The sequence below is a fragment of the Vibrio sp. 1641 genome (genome assembly GCF_033339995.1).
Classification (GTDB): Bacteria; Pseudomonadota; Gammaproteobacteria; order Enterobacterales; family Vibrionaceae; genus Vibrio; species Vibrio alginolyticus.
The window spans coordinates 19,707-36,428 of sequence record NZ_JAWOVP010000020.1 but is presented as its reverse complement, the minus strand read 5'-3'; the positions used below and the strand labels follow the sequence as shown (position 1 = coordinate 36,428).

Here is a 16,722-nt window from a genome sequence, read left to right as displayed (position 1 = left end):
CAGTTAAGTTTGGAGAAAAAACATGAGCAAAGTGAACGTAAATAAAGTGGTAGTCGCATACTCAGGCGGTCTAGATACTTCAGTAATTATCCCGTGGCTAAAAGAGAACTACGACTGTGAAGTAGTGGCTTTCGTTGCCGATGTTGGTCAAGGTGCCGAAGAGCTAGAAGGCATTGAAGCGAAAGCAAAAGCCTCTGGTGCTTCTGAGTGCTACATCGCTGACTTGAAAGAAGAAATGGTCGCAGACTACATTTACCCAACGCTAAAAACCGGCGCGTACTACGAAGGTAAGTACCTGCTAGGTACATCAATGGCGCGTCCAATCATTGCTAAAGCGCAGGTTGAAGTGGCACGTAAAGTGGGCGCGGACGCACTGTGTCACGGCTGTACAGGTAAAGGTAACGACCAAGTGCGTTTCGAAGGTGCATTCGCAGCATTAGCACCGGACTTACAAGTGATTGCACCTTGGCGTGAGTGGGACCTAGTGAGCCGTGAAGAGTGTTTGGATTACCTCGCTGAGCGTAATATTCCTTGCTCTGCGTCTCTTACTAAGATCTATTCACGTGATGCAAACGCATGGCACATTTCGACGGAAGGCGGCGTTTTAGAAGATACGTGGAACGCACCAAACGAAGACTGCTGGGTGTGGACTGTCGACCCAGAGCAAGCGCCAAATGAAGCGGAATACGTCACGCTGAAAGTAGAAAAAGGTGAAGTGGTCGAAGTTGATGGTGAAGCGATGACACCATACAACGCATTGGTTTACCTAAACGAGAAGGGCGCTAAGCACGGTGTTGGCCGTATCGATATCGTGGAAAACCGTCTTGTTGGAATGAAGTCTCGTGGTTGTTATGAAACACCGGGAGGCACCATCATGATGGAAGCGCTGCGTGCTGTAGAGCAGCTTGTGCTAGACAAATCATCATTCGAATTCCGTGAGGAGCTAGGTCTAAAAGCGTCTCACCTTGTATACGATGGCCGTTGGTTTACGCCACTATGTAAATCGATCCTTGCTGCTTCAGAAGAGCTAGCGCAAGACGTTAACGGTGAAGTGGTTGTTAAGCTCTACAAAGGTCAAGCGACAGTGACGCAAAAACGTTCTGACAACAGCTTGTATTCAGAAGAGTTCGCGACTTTTGGTGAAGATGAAGTATACGACCAAAGCCATGCAGGTGGGTTCATCCGTCTTTACTCGCTATCAAGCCGTATTCGTGCATTGAACAGCCAGAAGAAATAATCCCTTAACATCCATCTTGGATTGAATAAAGACCCGCCATTTATAGGCGGGTCTTTTGGTTTCTAAAAGCGGGTATCTAAAGTTTATTTGAATATATATGTAAAAATATTGAATTTATACTTTATTTTTTATCGAAATTGCCGTAACGTTGACCCATAAGAAAAAGTGAGCAAATGACCATCAAATTGGTTACTACTCATTCGAGAACGTTAGAGTAAGCAATAGTCATCAGGAGAGACGCAATGGCATTATGGGGCGGAAGATTTACCCAAGCGGCAGACACCAGATTTAAAGAGTTCAATGATTCGTTGCGTTTTGACTACCGATTGGCTGAGCAAGACATCGTAGGTTCAATCGCATGGTCTAAAGCTCTGTTTTCTGTTGATGTGCTATCGGCAGAAGAACAGCAAAAACTGGAACTTGCTTTAAATGAGCTGAAGTTAGAAGTGATGGAAGACCCTCACCAAATTCTTCGCTCTGATGCAGAAGATATCCACTCTTGGGTTGAACAGCAGCTAATCAGTAAAGTGGGAGATTTAGGTAAAAAACTCCACACTGGGCGTTCTCGTAATGACCAAGTCGCCACAGACTTGAAACTTTGGTGTCGTCAGCAGGGTCAGCAATTGTTGATTGCTTTAGATCGCCTACAAGCACAAATGGTCCATGTTGCTAAACAGCACCAAGGCACCGTATTGCCAGGCTATACTCATCTTCAGCGTGCTCAACCTGTAACCTTTGCTCACTGGTGCTTGGCTTATGTTGAAATGTTCGAGCGTGACTACTCTCGTCTGAATGATGCCTTACAGCGTCTCGACACTTGTCCACTTGGCTCGGGTGCTTTAGCGGGAACGGCTTATCCGATTGATCGCGAACAATTAGCACATAATCTCGGTTTCCACCGTGCTACGCGTAATTCACTCGATTCGGTTTCAGATCGTGATCATGTGATGGAACTGATGTCGGTGGCGTCGATTTCTATGCTTCACCTTTCTCGTCTTGCAGAAGATATGATCTTCTACAATTCAGGCGAGTCAAACTTCATTGAGTTAGCGGATACGGTGACATCTGGTTCGTCATTAATGCCACAGAAGAAAAACCCAGATGCACTTGAGTTGATCCGTGGTAAGACAGGGCGTGTCTATGGCGCATTATCGAGCATGATGATGACAGTTAAAGCTTTGCCATTGGCGTACAACAAAGACATGCAGGAAGATAAAGAAGGGTTGTTTGACGCTTTAGATACATGGAACGACTGCATGGAAATGGCAGCTCTGTGTTTTGACGGTATTAAAGTGAATGGCGAGCGCACACTAGAAGCGGCGAAACAAGGTTACGCAAACTCGACGGAGTTAGCTGATTACCTAGTGGCGAAAGGCATCCCATTCCGTGAAGCTCACCACATCGTCGGTGTCGCGGTCGTTGGTGCTATTGCTAAAGGTTGTGCGCTAGAAGAGCTGTCTATCGAAGAGTTAAAAGCCTTCTCAGAAGTCATTGAAGCGGATGTGTATGACATCCTGACTATCGATTCGTGTTTGGAAAAGCGTTGTGCTTTGGGTGGTGTTTCGCCTCATCAGGTCGCTTACGCGGTAGAACAAGCGGATAAGCGCCTGAGCCAGCGTGACAGCTCGGCGGTGAAAGTGCGTCCTGCACGTTTGACGGACATTGAAACGTTGGAAGGTATGGTTGCTTACTGGGCGAACCTTGGTGAGAATCTTCCGCGCTCTCGTAATGAGCTCGTGAGAGATATTGGCTCTTTCGCGGTGGCTGAGCATCATGGTGAAGTGACGGGTTGCGCTTCTCTATATGTGTATGACTCAGGGTTGGCAGAAATACGCTCTCTTGGTATCGAAGCGGGCTGGCAAGGCCAAGGGCAGGGCAGTGCGATTGTGAACTATTTGGTTGAGAAAGCGCGCCAGATGGCGATCAAGAAAGTCTTTGTTCTAACGCGAACGCCTGAGTTCTTTATGAAGCAAAGCTTTTTACCGACATCGAAGTCATTACTGCCGGAGAAAGTTCTGAAAGATTGCGATCAGTGCCCACGTCAACATGCATGTGATGAGGTAGCGCTTGAGATCAATTTAATGGAGCAAGTGATCCAAAAAACGCATGTGGCATGAACTGAAGTTGTGGAGTGATTTTATTAGCATTCAATGACATAGTCATTTTCCTGTTTACTTACATCAGTATTCGCTAAAAAAATCGAAAAAATTTGGAACCTTTGAGAGGAAGCCCGGTCTATTAAAGTACCACTGCTTTTTCTTAGAAGAATCTAAGAGAGCCCCAGAACTGACATTGGTTTTGGGGCTTTTTTCTATCTGTCACTTTTCTCTTTTTTATTGGCCTTTTTTTGTCCCTTTCGACGTTGCCAAGGCAAGATGACAAAACGCATCCATAAGTGTAGAAACAACAAAACGTTGAAAGCGAAGCCGGCAAAGATCAAAGCGATCGACTCGATGCTTTGTGGATCATCTTTGAGCGTAAACCACCACACAATCCAACACAGTACAGAAAGTACCGTCAATTGATCCAAGCATCGTTGGCAACGTCCAAGTTTTTTCCAAAACCAATGTTCCTCGCAGCGGCGACAAGTCATAGTGTTTTCCAAACCATTAGTGTTGCTTCAGATTATATATCTAACTAAATGGTGGAAAGCGTTTCTTACACGGGCTTAGAGCGCCATGACACAACCAAAAATGGAAAGTTAGCTTTGTAAAAGCTTTGTGGCACGTAATTGATGTATGGTGCGCTGTCAGTCTTTAACAGGAAATATAATGATGTCGACAGAGTTGAAACTTGCGCTGAGTATCGCTGGTGGGTTCTTTATGATCGGTGTTGTCGCGATTTGTATGGTCAGTCGCTATGCAATGATGGCAGCGTAAGAGAGATTTCATTGCGCCAAAGTAGTAAAGCAAAGCCTCGTTGATGACGAGGCTTTGCTTTATATTTAGATAGAAGCCTGAAAGCGTTAGCAGCCTGGGCCGCAGTCAAGACAATGTTTCACCATTTCTGGCCCTAAGTGTAGTTTTGCATTCAAATCACGTAGAGCGGTGCGGACGCCTTCTTCAATCACTGGGTGATAGAAGGGCATATCTAACATCTCAGAAATCGTCATCCTATTTTGGTGCGCCCACGCTAAAAGGTGCGCAAGATGCTCTGCATTCGGGCCCATCATTTCTGCACCTAAAAAACGTCCAGTGCCTTGCTCTCCGTAGACATGCAGAATACCTTTATTACGAAGCATGACGCGCGAACGTCCTTGATTTTCAAACGAGACTTCACCGGTTGCGAAACATCCACATGTGCCTAGACGTGTTTCTAGTTGTTTATATGTTTCGCCAACCATAGCAATTTGAGGGTCGGAGAACACGGCTGAAATTGGTGAGCGACGCAGACCCGCACGAATATCTGGGAAACGGCCTGCGTTGTCTCCAGCAATACGGCCTTGGTCAGCGGCTTCGTGCAGCAGTGGAATTTGGTTACTTGCATCACCTGCGATGAAGATGCTCTCTACCGAAGTTTGCAATGTATAGTGATCCGCCGTTGGTACGCCACGTTCATCGAGCGCCACATTGGTGTTCTCGATCGTCAGCTTATCGACGTTTGGACGACGACCCGTTGCGGCCAATACGTAATCGACAACGAAAGTTTCTAATTCGCCATCATGGTTGATGAATTGGATTTCGACCTTGTCTTCGCCGTCATTGTCTGACGAAGCAATGCGTTTCATGCTTTCGACTTTTACATCTGCATCAAGGTAGAACTCTTCCTTAAAGGCTTTATCTGCATACGCCATCACCTCTGGGTCTGTCAGTGGGCCCACTTGTCCTCCAAGGCCAAAGAGCTTCACGTTCACCCCTAGACGGTGTAAAGCCTGACCCAATTCAAGACCGATGACTCCTGGGCCAAATACTGCCACGGACTCTGGTAAGTCATCCCAGTCAAATACATCATCGTTAATCACTAGGCGATCACCCAGTTCATTCCAAGCTGCCGGATATGCTGGACGAGATCCTGTCGCAATAACAATGCGCTGTGCGGTGACCTGAGTATGATCATCTATGATGAGAGTGTGGTCATCGGCAAACTTCGCGTAGCCCGATAGTTTGTCTTCAGCGGGAATATCATCGACACTTTCAAGCACAAAGCCAACAAAACGATCGCGTTCGCGCTTTACACGATCCATAACTTCTCGTCCGTTAATTAGTACTTCACCTTGCGGGTGTATCCCAAATCCAGGTGCTTTTTCGATTTGATGAACACTTTCTGCTGCCGCAATTAACAGCTTAGACGGCATGCATCCGACACGAGCACAGGTTGTTCCGTAGGGACCGCCCTCAATCATTACCACGCTGTTGGTATGAGCTTTTGCTGCTCGATAAGCACCAAGACCAGCCGTCCCGCCACCAATAATCGCTACGTCGACATTAACTTGTTTCATCGTGAACTCTCGCTTTTGTTTTAAGCCAAGCTAGCTACATTGAGCTTGGAGAGTGAATTGGATAGTTGAATCTGGATAAGTAGTCACCTTATTGGCAGATGACTACTTATCTAGACTAGTAGAAGAAGTGGTTTAGGGTTGGCCTCCGAGCCAAAGGCACCGGAGACCGAGGGTGTAGGCTATGGACAGCTTAGCCTAGATACGCTTCTAGCTCTTCGCTACCACCGATGTGCTTGCCACCGATAAAGACTTGTGGAACAGTCGTGCGACCAGATATAGCTCGTAGACTAACTGTTGTTGCGTCTTTACCCAGAATCACTTCTTCATATTGAAGACCGTGGTCAATTAGATTTTGTTTCGCTTTCATACAGAAAGGGCAGCCTGGTTTAGTGAACACCGTGATGGATTCTTGCGTTTTGTAGTCAGGCGCTATGTAGTTCAGCATCGTATCTGCGTCTGACACCTTGAATGGGTCGCCTGGTTCGTTTGGCTCAATGAACATTTTTTCCACTACGCCATCTTTTACTAGCATGCTGTAACGCCATGAACGTTTGCCAAAGCCGATGTCATTTTTATCCACTAACATACCCATGCCATCGGTGAATTCACCATTACCATCCGGGATGAAGGTAATGTTTTCTGCTTCTTGGTCTTGTTTCCATGCATTCATCACGAACGTATCATTGACCGAGACACAAATAATCTCATCCACTCCGTGCTCTTTAAATACAGGGAACAATTCGTTGTAACGAGGTAGATGGCTTGATGAACAGGTTGGAGTAAATGCACCCGGTAAGCTAAATACGATGACGGTCTTACCTTTAAATAGCTCATCGGTCGTTACATTCACCCAAGCGTCACCTTGACGAACTGGAAAAGTAACTTGAGGGACTTGTTGACCTTCTTTAGATACAAACATAATGATTTCCTTTAACTATTTTAAATTATGCGTATAGAGCTTAGCGTTTTTCGTCGCTCTGTTTCGTTTTGTTGAGCCCATTATTGTAAAAATCCTTTGATAGCTCTAATCGTTTGGTGTTATGGTTTTGATAGGTATTAGCTATTGTTATAGAAGCGAAGCGTGAATTATGAATATTCGAGATTTTGAGTACTTAGTTGCACTTGCGGAACATAAGCACTTTCGCAAAGCGGCAGAGGCATGTTTTGTTAGTCAGCCAACACTGAGTGGGCAAATTCGTAAACTAGAGGATGAACTCGGGACCACGCTTTTAGAGCGAAGCAGCCGACGTGTTTTGTTTACCGATTCAGGGTTACAGCTGGTGGAGCAGGCTAAACGCATCTTAAGTGAAGTGAAAACCTTCAGAGATATGGCAAGCGGTCAAAGCGGAGCCATGACTGGACCGATGCATATTGGTTTCATCCCGACGGTTGGGCCTTATCTATTACCCAAAATTCTGCCGCAGATAAAAGAAGCATTTCCTGAGCTGGAGCTATTTCTGCACGAAGCTCAGACACATCAATTAGTGCGTCAATTGGAAGAAGGCAAACTAGATTGCTTAGTTTTAGCTTCGGTTGATGAAACTGCGCCATTTAAAGAGATCGAAGTGTATCAAGAGCCATTAAGTGTCGCAGTGCCATGTGACCACGAGTGGGCCTCTCTCGACCATGTTGATATGTTGGAGCTGAATGGTAAAACCGTTTTAGCGTTGGGAGACGGCCACTGTCTGCGAGATCAAGCGTTAGGTTTTTGTTTTGCCGCTGGTGCAAAAGACGATGAGCGTTTTAAAGCCACCAGCTTGGAGACGTTACGCAACATGGTTGCTGCCGGTGCGGGGATTACGTTATTGCCTCAGCTTTCTATCCCTAATGAGAAGCAAAAAGATGGCGTATGCTACGTACCAGCTGTTAACCCAACCCCCTCGCGTAATATCGTTCTCGTATACCGTCCGGGCTCACCATTACGAGCTAGGTTTGAAGCTTTAGCAGCGAAGATTAAAGAGGTGTTGGCTTCTTATCCATCATTGAATGCTGCAGCATAAGAAGCAGACATAAAAAAGGGAGAGCTTGATGCTCTCCCTTGTGCTTTTGTGATTTAGAACAGTTCTTCTGCGCCAGAGCCTGAAGAATAAATACTATCTTCTAAACGGTCGCCAGCGTATTCGGTAGGCTCCGTGCCTTTTTCAAAGTATTCGAACATTGATGTGCTATCTACCTTGTGCGTTAGCATACCGCTGTTGCGATCAATACGAACTCGAATAATATCCTCTGGAATATTTTTACCTTGCTCCGGCGTCCCTTCTAGCGCAACACGCATGAAGTCAATCCAAGCAGGCTCTGCGGTTTTCGCACCCGACTCGGCACCAGAAATTTGGCCTTGCCCTAGGTTGCTGTTAACAGTGGTGCGGCCAAGTGCACGTGAGTGATCATCAAAGCCAACCCAAGCTATCGCAACGACACCAGGTCCATAGCCATTGTACCAAGCATCCTTGGAATCATTCGTTGTACCCGTTTTACCCCCGATATCACGACGACCAAGTTTTTGCGCGCGCCAGCCTGTACCATTCCAACCTGTGCCTTCACGCCAGTTACCGCCACCCCAAATGTTGCTGTACATCATCTCACGCATTAAGAATGCATTCTGTTCAGAGATAACTTGCGGTGCATATTGAGGTTCATCATTTTCAAGGGCATTGTCTGTTGCTAGGCCATCAATTGCGACGTCTTGTTCGCCAAATTCATCAGCGTAGCGATTTTCTGGCTGCTCGCTCATTTGCGGGCAATCCTTATGACAAACACTCTTTGGATTGGCTTTAAACAGTACTTCACCGAATGCATCTTCCACGCGTTCTACATAGAATGGTTCAACGTAATAACCACCGTTCGCAAACACAGAGTAACCTTGTGCCACTTTCATTGGTGTTAAGCTGCCAGCTCCGAGTGCGATGGTCTCAGAGCGTGGTACTTGGTTAATATCAAAACCGAAACGAGTAAGGTACTGACGTGTCTCCTCGAGGCCAACTTCACGGAGTGTACGCACTGCCATGACGTTTTTTGATTGAGCTAAGCCGAGGCGAAGACGCGTTGGACCACCATAAGTCGGTGGTGAGTTTTTTGGTCGCCAAGCTGAACCAGAACCTGCATCCCACTTGTTAATCGGCGCATCGTTAATCAAAGTGGCTAGAGTCAGCCCTTTGTCAATTGCTGCCGAGTAGATGAAAGGCTTGATACTTGAACCAACCTGACGCACTGACATGGTTGCACGGTTAAACTTGCTGTGAACAAAGTTGAAACCACCAACCAGCGACAATATCGCGCCATTTTCTGGGTTCATCGCAACAAACGCGGTGTTTGCTGTCGGCACTTGGCTCAGTTTCCAGCTCAGTGTTGTGTTGTCATCTTCATCGGTTTCACTTACTTCGCGAACCCAAACTTGTTGACCTGTCGCTAGCACATCATGCGCTGACTTTGGTGTTGAGCCTTGGCGGTTATCAGTAATGTACTTACGCGCCCAGTGCATTCCAGTCCAAGGGATGGTTTGCTCTTCATGGTTCTTAACCCATACTTGTGCCGTCTTATCATCGACTTTCGTCACAACCGCAGGGTAAAGGTCACCATAAGTTGGCTGTTTCTTCAGGTGCTTTTCTATTTGCTCATTGTCCCAGGCCGCTTCCCCTTCTTTCCAAAGCACACTTTCTGCACCACGGTAGCCATGACGTTCATCGTATGACAAGAGGTTATTTACCGCAGACGTATTTGCAGCATCTTGCAGTTTAGAATCCACAGTCATGTAGATATTCAAGCCAGAGGTATAAGCTTCTTCTTCACCGTATTCTTTTACTGCCCATGCACGAGCCAACTCTGCTACGTAAGGTGCGGAAAGCTCAATCTCAGCGCTATGATAACGCGCCACAATAGGCTCATTGCGTGCTTCGTCATACTGCTCTTGTGTAATGTATTTCTCATCAAGCATTCGCATTAATACAACGTTACGGCGTTTTGTTGCGCGCTCAAGAGAGTAAATTGGGTTCATGGTTGATGGCGCTTTTGGCATACCAGCGAGTGTTGCAATCTCACTTAACGTCAATTCATCAAGGCTCTTACCAAAATACACTTGAGCGGCAGCACCAAAGCCATATGAGCGGTAACCAAGGAAGATTTTATTGACATAAAGCTCCATGATTTCTTGCTTACTTAAAAGCTGCTCAATATGGATAGCAATAAAAATCTCTTTAATCTTACGCATGATCTTCTTCTCATTAGATAAGAAGAAGTTACGAGCTAGCTGTTGCGTAATCGTACTTGCACCCTGTTTAGCCGAGCCTGAAACCGCAACAACAACCGCTGCACGAGTGATGCCGATAGGGTCGATACCAGGATGCTCATAGAAACGACTATCTTCGGTTGCGATGAGCGCGTGAATTAAGTCTTGAGGAATTTCGTCATAAGTAACAGGAATACGACGCTTTTCACCGAACTGTGCGATCAGCTTCCCGTCTTGACTAAACACCTTCATAGGTGTTTGTAATTCAACGTCTTTTAGAGTTGCAACATCTGGCAATTCAGGCTTCACGTACTGATAGAAGCCAAATATTGTGGTGACTCCAAGAATTATGCAAATCAATGTTAAAAATAATAAACGCTTTATGAACTTCACCGGAGAATCCCTGATTGGTTGAGGCTGTGTAACGGCAAACCCTTGTACTCTTAGGTCAAAAATTTAGCACATAAGAGATATTAACTCTTATTTGGATGCTAATAACAACCTTTGCACGAAGAAATTTCGGAGCGAGAGTAAGAGATGGATAAGCTAATCGTTACCGGCATCGATATAGGCCATAACAGCCTCAAAGCCGTAGTACTTAAACCCACAGGCAACAATTACGCTCTGTTGGGTTACAAAGAAATATTACTAAAGGAAGGTATTGTCGCTGAAAATAACACCATAAATCATCAAGAAATTGTAAAGACCCTCAAGCAGATAAAAAAAGAACTGCCTTTTGGTGCTAAAAAAGTTGCGATCTCAGTTCCTGATAACTCGGTAATTAGCAAGAAACTGCAAATAGAACAAAATCTTGAAGAGAGTGAAGTTGAGTTTGCAGTGATACAAGCCTTTTCTCATCAATCGCCATTCCCTGTCGAAGAGCTGAGTTTAGACTTCGTTCGTCTTCGCGCTGAGGGCGGGCAGAGTGGCAGTGATAGCTATCAAGTGTTTGCGACAAGAAAAGATGTGGTAGAAGGCCGAGTCGATGCATTACAAAAGTCCGGACTAAAACCTGTTTTAGTGGACGTGCATTCGCAAAGCCTTGGTCATATCTGGAAGCTCACCGCCGATCGCTTTCCTGACAAAAACAAATACTGCTTACTCGATATTGGCACCTTATCGAGCTCCTTCACCATGTTTACCGAACAAGGTGAACTGTTTCACAAAGAGTTTGCTTACGGCACACGCGGAGCAAACAGCGCTTCTCCAGTCGATTTTCTGTCCGATGATGCTCAGGAGAAAACAGAGCTGTTTAACCGTCAAATCGTAGAGCGAGTAAAGCGCCAGATGCAGCTCTATACCTCAATCAATGGCTCACAAAACATCAAGGGTATCTGGTTATCAGGGGAGGGGGCCTCCACTCCCATGCTCGTAGAAGAGTTGTCTCAACAATTGTCGTTAGAGTGTGAATTGCTAAATCCGCTAGGGCTATTTGAGATGAAGGTGTCTAAGCGTAAGCGTCGTGCTGTGGATTGGCAGCATTTCTCAACAGCAGCCGGACTGGCCGTTCGTGGCATTCATTGGCTAGGAGGCGCCCGTGCTTTATCGCATTAATTTACTTCCTTGGCGAGAGAATCAAAGAGAAGAGCACCGACGTCGCTTCATCAGTTTGGTCGCATTAGGCATGTTGGTCGCTGTTGGCATCCAGTGGGGTATTGGAAAGTTTTTTGAGTACCAACAAGATCAACAACAGGAGCGGCTCGATTACCTCACTCACTACATTGCCGAACTCGACCAGCGTATTGAAGCAATGAAAATTGCAGAGCAAGAGCACAGCAAAATCCTCGAACGTCTAAAGGTCGTTGAAGGTTTACAAAACGGACGAAACAAAACGACCGAGTTCATGAACTTAATGCCTGCCGTTATCCCTGAAGGTGTATATGTCGACAAGATCAAAATGAATGATCTGGAAATTGAGATCTCTGGGATCTCAGATAGCACTCCAAAACTTGCCACGATGCTGGACAACATGGAGCGCTCGGCCAAGTTGAACGACGTAGAAATGCATTCCATCGTTCACGGCAAAGCCCGTTTTGGGAAAGAGTTTCAAACATTCAAAGTGTCTTTCATGTTCAAAGTAACGGAGAAGAAATTGGAGGCTCAACGTGGTTGATTGGCAGGATCTCGAAATAGATGAAATGGCCGAGTGGCCATTGTTGCCCCAGATTGTAGTAATCGCGCTTCTGATCATGGCGATTCAAGGCTTAGGTTATTGGTTTTACCTTAAACCGAAAGAAGAACAGTTGAATCACTTGATCCAGCAGGAGCAGACACTCAAGGTGGCATTGAAGATCAAAGCGAACAAAGTGGCAGCGTTGCCTCAGCTTCAATCTCAATTGGATGAACTTACCACTCGTTACGAGTTATTACTGCAACAACTGCCTGCGCAAAAAGAGCTGGCTACAATGCTCGCTTCAGTGAATGAGCTTGGCATCGACAATAAGCTGACTTTCACCCGAATCGACTGGGGCGAAAAACAATCAGAGCACTTCCTTTATCGTCTTCCTTTAAACATAGAGTTAACGGGCGACTTTCATGACATCGGCCATTTTTCTCAGGCAATAGCGACGCTACCTCGAATCATCACGTTTAAAGATGTGACTTGGCAACGTGTCAGCCAAGAGAGCGAAACCCTGCACTTTCGGGTGCGCGCTAACACCTATCAGTTTAAGCCGGAGGAGACGAAAAATGACAAGTAAGTCTTTGTTGTTGGTATTGATGGGTTCTCTATTGATGGGCTGCCAGGCGAATGATGAATCATTGACGGATTTTATTCGAGGAGTGGAAACACAGGCGCGTCGAGAGGTCGAGAAGCTTAAGCCCGCAGACAAGTATGTTGCAGTCACGTACGCACCGGAAGTACAGCGTGCACCCTTTGAATTACCCAAAGAAGCCATCATCGCGACTCAGCCAGTTGCAAGAAAAGATTGTTGGCAACCGCCCTCAAGAAGGCGAACTGGAAAATTAGAAAAATTCCCATTAAGCCAATTACGTTTGAAAGGGGTCATGGGCATGGATAACACGGTTTCTGGCCTCGTTCAGGCTCCCAATGGCACCGTCTATAAAGTTAAGCCGGGTCAATACCTCGGACGCAATAATGGCAAAGTGACCCATGTCAGCCACTCCTATTTGTTGATTAATGAAACGTTGCCCGACGGCTTAGGATGTTGGCAAAAACGTAAAGTTAAGTTGGCTTTGAGATAGCCCCATTTATTTTTGATATTGAGTAATGAAAATGAGACAAGGATTAACACGTACACCAAGGATACTTACTGGGCTCTTCTCCTTATGGTTGTTTGTATTTTTAGCCCCTTTAGCGGCAGCTGAAGAAGTTTCGTCCAATGCCCTAAAAAGTATCGACTTTCGAACTAATAAAGATAAAGACGCCGTGATTGTTGTCGAATTAGCGTCACCGGCTGCGATTGTAGATATCAAGCGTGTACAGGAAGGGTTAAGTATCGATTTGCTTAACACTTCAGTAAAAGACGAGCAATTGTATCTCCTAGACGTGAAAGACTTTTCGACTGTGGTTGAGAGCGTAGAAGTGTTTCGCGACACCTCGACGACGCGCTTGGTTGCGCACATCAATGAAGAATACATGCATGATTACCGTTTAACGGGGCGTTTTTTGGAAATCAAAGTAGCGAAGATCAAACCCAATGAGAAAGCCCCAGATAAAAGCATTTTAGAAAGAGAAGGTAAGCTTATTTCGATTAACTTCCAAGATATTCCTGTGCGAAACGTCTTGCAGCTTATTGCTGATTACAACCAATTCAATTTGGTTGTCTCCGACTCTGTAGAAGGCAACCTCACGCTTCGTCTTGATGGTGTCCCTTGGCAGCAAGTGCTGGATATTATTTTGCAAGTTAAGGGGTTAGATAAGCGTGTTGATGGCAACGTGATTTTAGTTGCTCCGACTGATGAGCTGGACTTGCGTGAGAAGCAGCAGTTAGAAAAACAAAAACTGACGGAAGAAATGGGAGAGCTTTCATCTGAAATCATCAAAGTTAATTTTGCTAAAGCATCAGACATTGCGGAGATGATCAATGGTGAAGGAAATATCAGCATGCTGTCAGAGCGCGGCAGTATGACCATTGATGAGCGAACTAACTCGTTATTGATTAGAGAGTTACCTGAAAACATCGAGGTGATTCGAGAAATTATTGAATCTTTGGATATTCCAGTTAAACAGGTTCAAATTGAGGCGCGTATTGTGACCATCAATGAAGGTAACATGGACGAGTTAGGGATTCGTTGGGGTTTTACGTCTATTAATGGCAGTAATACAGTGGGCGGTTCTATTGAGAACAACCTCGCCACGATCGGTCTCTATAATGGAGAAGGGGGTGATGACGGTGGTGACGGTGATGGAGTAGGGATCGATGACTTCCTAAATGTAAACTTAGCTGCAACCAGCCCGAATGCGACCAGCATTGCTTTTCAGGTCGCAAAGTTAGGTTCAGACACCTTGTTGGATCTTGAGCTTTCTGCTCTGCAACAAGAGTCTAAAGCTGAGATTATCTCGAGCCCACGTTTGATCACTACCAATAAGAAGCCTGCCTATATTGAACAAGGTACAGAGATTCCTTATCTTGAGTCATCATCAAGTGGTGCAACGACGGTGACGTTCAAAAAGGCGGTATTAAGTTTGAAAGTGACCCCGCAAATCACACCGGATAACCGCTTAGTGTTGGATTTAAGTGTCACGCAAGATAGACCTGGACAAGTCGTGAAGACAGGCACTGGTGAAGCTGTTGCGATTGATACTCAACGTATCGGGACGCAAGTGTTAGTGAATAACGGTGAAACGGTCGTTCTTGGTGGTATTTTTCAGCACAGCATTACTAACTCGGTGGACAAAGTACCTTTGTTGGGCGACCTGCCGCTATTAGGTGCTCTTTTTCGTCGAAGTTATGAGAATGTTGGCAAAAGTGAGCTGTTAATTTTCGTCACGCCTAAGGTGGTGATTCAGTAGTTCTGTCTCGGGAAAAACTGATTAAATCAAAAATAAAGTTGCAATAGTGGCACCATGCTTGGATAATTTCGGGTCTTATCACGAATTATCTGTGAGGAACTGGTGCCACAAGCCTTGTAGAACAGCAGTTTAGCTGTGTTTTCTTGTGGCGATCTTATTGAATCAATGTTGTAAATTACTGCTAAACATGGCTGAGAAACGTAATATTTTCCTTGTTGGCCCAATGGGCGCCGGCAAAAGTACAATTGGTAGACATCTAGCACAGCAACTGCATATGGAGTTTGTTGACTCCGATACAGTGATCGAAGAACGCACTGGTGCAGACATCTCTTGGGTTTTTGATGTAGAAGGTGAAGAAGGCTTCCGCAAGCGTGAAGAAGCGGTACTTGAAGACCTAACACAAGAGCAAGGCATCGTGCTTGCGACTGGCGGTGGCTCTGTTAAGAGCAAAGAAAACCGCAATCGTCTTTCGGCACGTGGTGTTGTTGTTTACTTAGAAACGACGATTGAAAAGCAACTTGCGCGTACAAACCGCGACAAGAAGCGTCCTTTACTTCAAACGGATAACCCTCGCGAAGTATTGGAGCAATTAGCTGAAGAACGTAATCCTTTATATGAAGAAGTAGCGGATTACACTGTTCGCACTGACGATCAAAGTGCAAAAGTGGTAGCCAACCAGATCGTAAAAATGCTAGAAGAGAGATAAGTCTTTATCTTTTTTTAATTGGAGCAAACCGATGGAACGGATTACGGTCAACCTAGCTGAGCGTAGCTACCCAATCTCTATTGGCGCCGGGTTATTTGAGGACCCGGCGTACCTCTCTCAAGTTCTCTCAAACAAAAATGCAAAACAAAAAGTTGTTGTGATCAGTAATGTCACAGTGGCACCTTTGTATGCAGACAAAATTTTAAAGCAACTCGAGCAGCTCGGTTGTAGTGCATCCTTGTTAGAATTGCCTGACGGTGAACAGTACAAAAACTTGGATGTATTTAATCAAGTAATGAACTTCTTACTGGAAGGGAGTTATGCTCGTGATGTTGTGATCATCGCGTTAGGTGGTGGTGTTATTGGCGACCTTGTGGGTTTTGCGTCTGCCTGTTACCAGCGTGGGGTCGACTTTATTCAAATACCGACCACATTACTATCCCAAGTGGACTCTTCGGTTGGTGGAAAAACCGCGGTGAACCATCCGTTGGGTAAGAACATGATAGGTGCGTTTTACCAACCTAAAGCCGTGATCATTGACACCAACTGCCTGTCGACGTTGCCTGAACGTGAGTTCGCTGCGGGTATCGCCGAAGTCATTAAGTACGGCATTATTTACGATGCGGATTTTTTTGTATGGTTAGAAGACAATCTTGAGCGCTTGTATGCGTTGGATGAAGAAGCACTAACTTATGCGATCGCACGTTGCTGTGAAATAAAAGCGGAAGTGGTGGCTCAGGATGAGAAAGAGTCGGGCATCCGTGCTTTGCTTAACTTAGGTCACACCTTTGGTCATGCGATTGAAGCGGAACTTGGCTATGGCAATTGGCTGCATGGTGAAGCGGTATCTTCCGGCACTGTTATGGCGGCTAAAACGTCGCATCTACGCGGTCTGATCTCGGAAGAGCAATTTGAGCGTATTGTTGCGATTTTGCGTCGTGCAAAACTGCCTGTGCATACTCCAGACAGTATGAATTTCGATGACTTCATCAAGCACATGATGCGAGATAAGAAAGTCCTCTCTGGTCAATTACGATTGGTTTTGCCTACAGGCATTGGCACTGCCGAGGTAATTGCTGATACGACGCAAGACGTACTCAAACAGGCGATAGACTTCGGTCGCGATATTTAACCTTGTAATGGC

Annotated in this window: 14 protein-coding genes; 10 read left to right on the top strand and 4 right to left on the bottom strand. The window is 45.7% G+C overall.

The annotated features are described in order from the left end of the window. Positions 1-22 precede the first annotated feature (22 nt). The gene (locus tag R7Z47_RS22350) at positions 23-1,237 is read left to right on the top strand and encodes an argininosuccinate synthase (protein ID WP_017821738.1); all 1,215 of its coding nucleotides are present in this window, start codon (positions 23-25) and stop codon (positions 1,235-1,237) included. A gap of 242 nt (positions 1,238-1,479) precedes the next feature. Next, entirely contained in the window at positions 1,480-3,354 is a 1,875-nt protein-coding gene (gene argH / locus R7Z47_RS22345) for an argininosuccinate lyase (RefSeq protein WP_262607115.1), read from the top strand. 194 nt (positions 3,355-3,548) lie between these two features. Here argH and R7Z47_RS22340 read toward each other — a convergent pair whose 3' ends face one another. The 3 genes from R7Z47_RS22340 to R7Z47_RS22330 form a co-directional block, all read right to left on the bottom strand. Next, positions 3,549-3,830, bottom strand: coding sequence for a DUF3624 domain-containing protein (locus tag R7Z47_RS22340; protein ID WP_025768083.1), 282 nt, complete (start codon positions 3,828-3,830; stop codon positions 3,549-3,551). 372 nt (positions 3,831-4,202) lie between these two features. Beyond that, positions 4,203-5,675, bottom strand: a complete 1,473-nt coding sequence (locus R7Z47_RS22335; protein WP_256896294.1) for a dihydrolipoyl dehydrogenase — start codon at positions 5,673-5,675, stop codon at positions 4,203-4,205. A gap of 190 nt (positions 5,676-5,865) precedes the next feature. Beyond that, a complete protein-coding gene (locus R7Z47_RS22330) occupies positions 5,866-6,594 on the bottom strand; it encodes a redoxin family protein (protein WP_053350732.1) in 729 nt (242 codons plus the stop codon). A gap of 169 nt (positions 6,595-6,763) precedes the next feature. On the opposite strand from R7Z47_RS22330, the gene oxyR reads away from it, so the two are divergent. Further along, positions 6,764-7,675 carry a DNA-binding transcriptional regulator OxyR gene (gene oxyR / locus R7Z47_RS22325; protein WP_005381326.1) on the top strand — a complete coding sequence of 304 codons (912 nt, stop codon included), beginning with the start codon at positions 6,764-6,766 and terminating at the stop codon, positions 7,673-7,675. A 53-nt stretch (positions 7,676-7,728) separates the two neighbouring features. On the opposite strand, the gene R7Z47_RS22320 is transcribed toward oxyR, so the two are convergent. Next, the gene (locus R7Z47_RS22320) at positions 7,729-10,290 is read right to left on the bottom strand and encodes a penicillin-binding protein 1A (protein WP_005381325.1); all 2,562 of its coding nucleotides are present in this window, start codon (positions 10,288-10,290) and stop codon (positions 7,729-7,731) included. 144 nt (positions 10,291-10,434) lie between these two features. Here R7Z47_RS22320 and pilM point away from each other — a divergent pair, with 144 nt between their 5' ends. The 7 genes from pilM (at position 10,435) to aroB (ending at position 16,710) form a co-directional block, all read left to right on the top strand. Then, positions 10,435-11,451, top strand: a complete 1,017-nt coding sequence (pilM, locus tag R7Z47_RS22315; RefSeq protein ID WP_017633531.1) for a type IV pilus biogenesis protein PilM — start codon at positions 10,435-10,437, stop codon at positions 11,449-11,451. Further along, complete coding sequence (locus R7Z47_RS22310) at positions 11,435-12,010, top strand: PilN domain-containing protein (RefSeq protein WP_005381323.1); 576 nt, start codon at positions 11,435-11,437, stop codon at positions 12,008-12,010. Before pilM ends, R7Z47_RS22310 begins: the two co-directional genes overlap by 17 nt. Next, the gene (locus tag R7Z47_RS22305; protein WP_033907305.1) at positions 12,003-12,596 is read left to right on the top strand and encodes a type 4a pilus biogenesis protein PilO; all 594 of its coding nucleotides are present in this window, start codon (positions 12,003-12,005) and stop codon (positions 12,594-12,596) included. The genes R7Z47_RS22310 and R7Z47_RS22305 overlap by 8 nt, the downstream gene beginning before the upstream one ends. Next, positions 12,586-13,101, top strand: a complete 516-nt coding sequence (locus R7Z47_RS22300) for a pilus assembly protein PilP (RefSeq protein ID WP_206954854.1) — start codon at positions 12,586-12,588, stop codon at positions 13,099-13,101. The genes R7Z47_RS22305 and R7Z47_RS22300 overlap by 11 nt, the downstream gene beginning before the upstream one ends. 25 nt (positions 13,102-13,126) lie before the next feature. Further along, positions 13,127-14,872: a type IV pilus secretin PilQ gene (locus R7Z47_RS22295; RefSeq protein ID WP_005382765.1), complete on the top strand. Its 1,746-nt coding sequence runs from the start codon at positions 13,127-13,129 to the stop codon at positions 14,870-14,872. A gap of 187 nt (positions 14,873-15,059) precedes the next feature. Then, on the top strand, positions 15,060-15,578 hold the full coding sequence (aroK, locus tag R7Z47_RS22290) for a shikimate kinase AroK (protein WP_005381319.1): 519 nt from the start codon (positions 15,060-15,062) through the stop codon (positions 15,576-15,578). A 31-nt stretch (positions 15,579-15,609) separates the two neighbouring features. Continuing rightward, complete coding sequence (gene aroB, locus R7Z47_RS22285; RefSeq protein WP_005381318.1) at positions 15,610-16,710, top strand: 3-dehydroquinate synthase; 1,101 nt, start codon at positions 15,610-15,612, stop codon at positions 16,708-16,710. The last annotated feature ends 12 nt before the right edge of the window (positions 16,711-16,722 follow it).

What these genes read in the sequence shown, in the direction of transcription:
- R7Z47_RS22335 (WP_256896294.1), bottom strand. Translation starts at nt 5,675, where the DNA reads ATGAAACAAGTTAATGTCGACGTAGCGATTATTGGTGGCGGGACGGCT.
- R7Z47_RS22350 (WP_017821738.1), top strand. Translation starts at nt 23, where the DNA reads ATGAGCAAAGTGAACGTAAATAAAGTGGTAGTCGCATACTCAGGCGGT.
- aroK (WP_005381319.1), top strand. Translation starts at nt 15,060, where the DNA reads ATGGCTGAGAAACGTAATATTTTCCTTGTTGGCCCAATGGGCGCCGGC.
- R7Z47_RS22340 (WP_025768083.1), bottom strand. Translation starts at nt 3,830, where the DNA reads ATGACTTGTCGCCGCTGCGAGGAACATTGGTTTTGGAAAAAACTTGGA.
- argH (WP_262607115.1), top strand. Translation starts at nt 1,480, where the DNA reads ATGGCATTATGGGGCGGAAGATTTACCCAAGCGGCAGACACCAGATTT.
- R7Z47_RS22330 (WP_053350732.1), bottom strand. Translation starts at nt 6,594, where the DNA reads ATGTTTGTATCTAAAGAAGGTCAACAAGTCCCTCAAGTTACTTTTCCA.
- pilM (WP_017633531.1), top strand. Translation starts at nt 10,435, where the DNA reads ATGGATAAGCTAATCGTTACCGGCATCGATATAGGCCATAACAGCCTC.
- oxyR (WP_005381326.1), top strand. Translation starts at nt 6,764, where the DNA reads ATGAATATTCGAGATTTTGAGTACTTAGTTGCACTTGCGGAACATAAG.
- R7Z47_RS22295 (WP_005382765.1), top strand. Translation starts at nt 13,127, where the DNA reads ATGAAAATGAGACAAGGATTAACACGTACACCAAGGATACTTACTGGG.
- R7Z47_RS22300 (WP_206954854.1), top strand. Translation starts at nt 12,586, where the DNA reads ATGACAAGTAAGTCTTTGTTGTTGGTATTGATGGGTTCTCTATTGATG.
- aroB (WP_005381318.1), top strand. Translation starts at nt 15,610, where the DNA reads ATGGAACGGATTACGGTCAACCTAGCTGAGCGTAGCTACCCAATCTCT.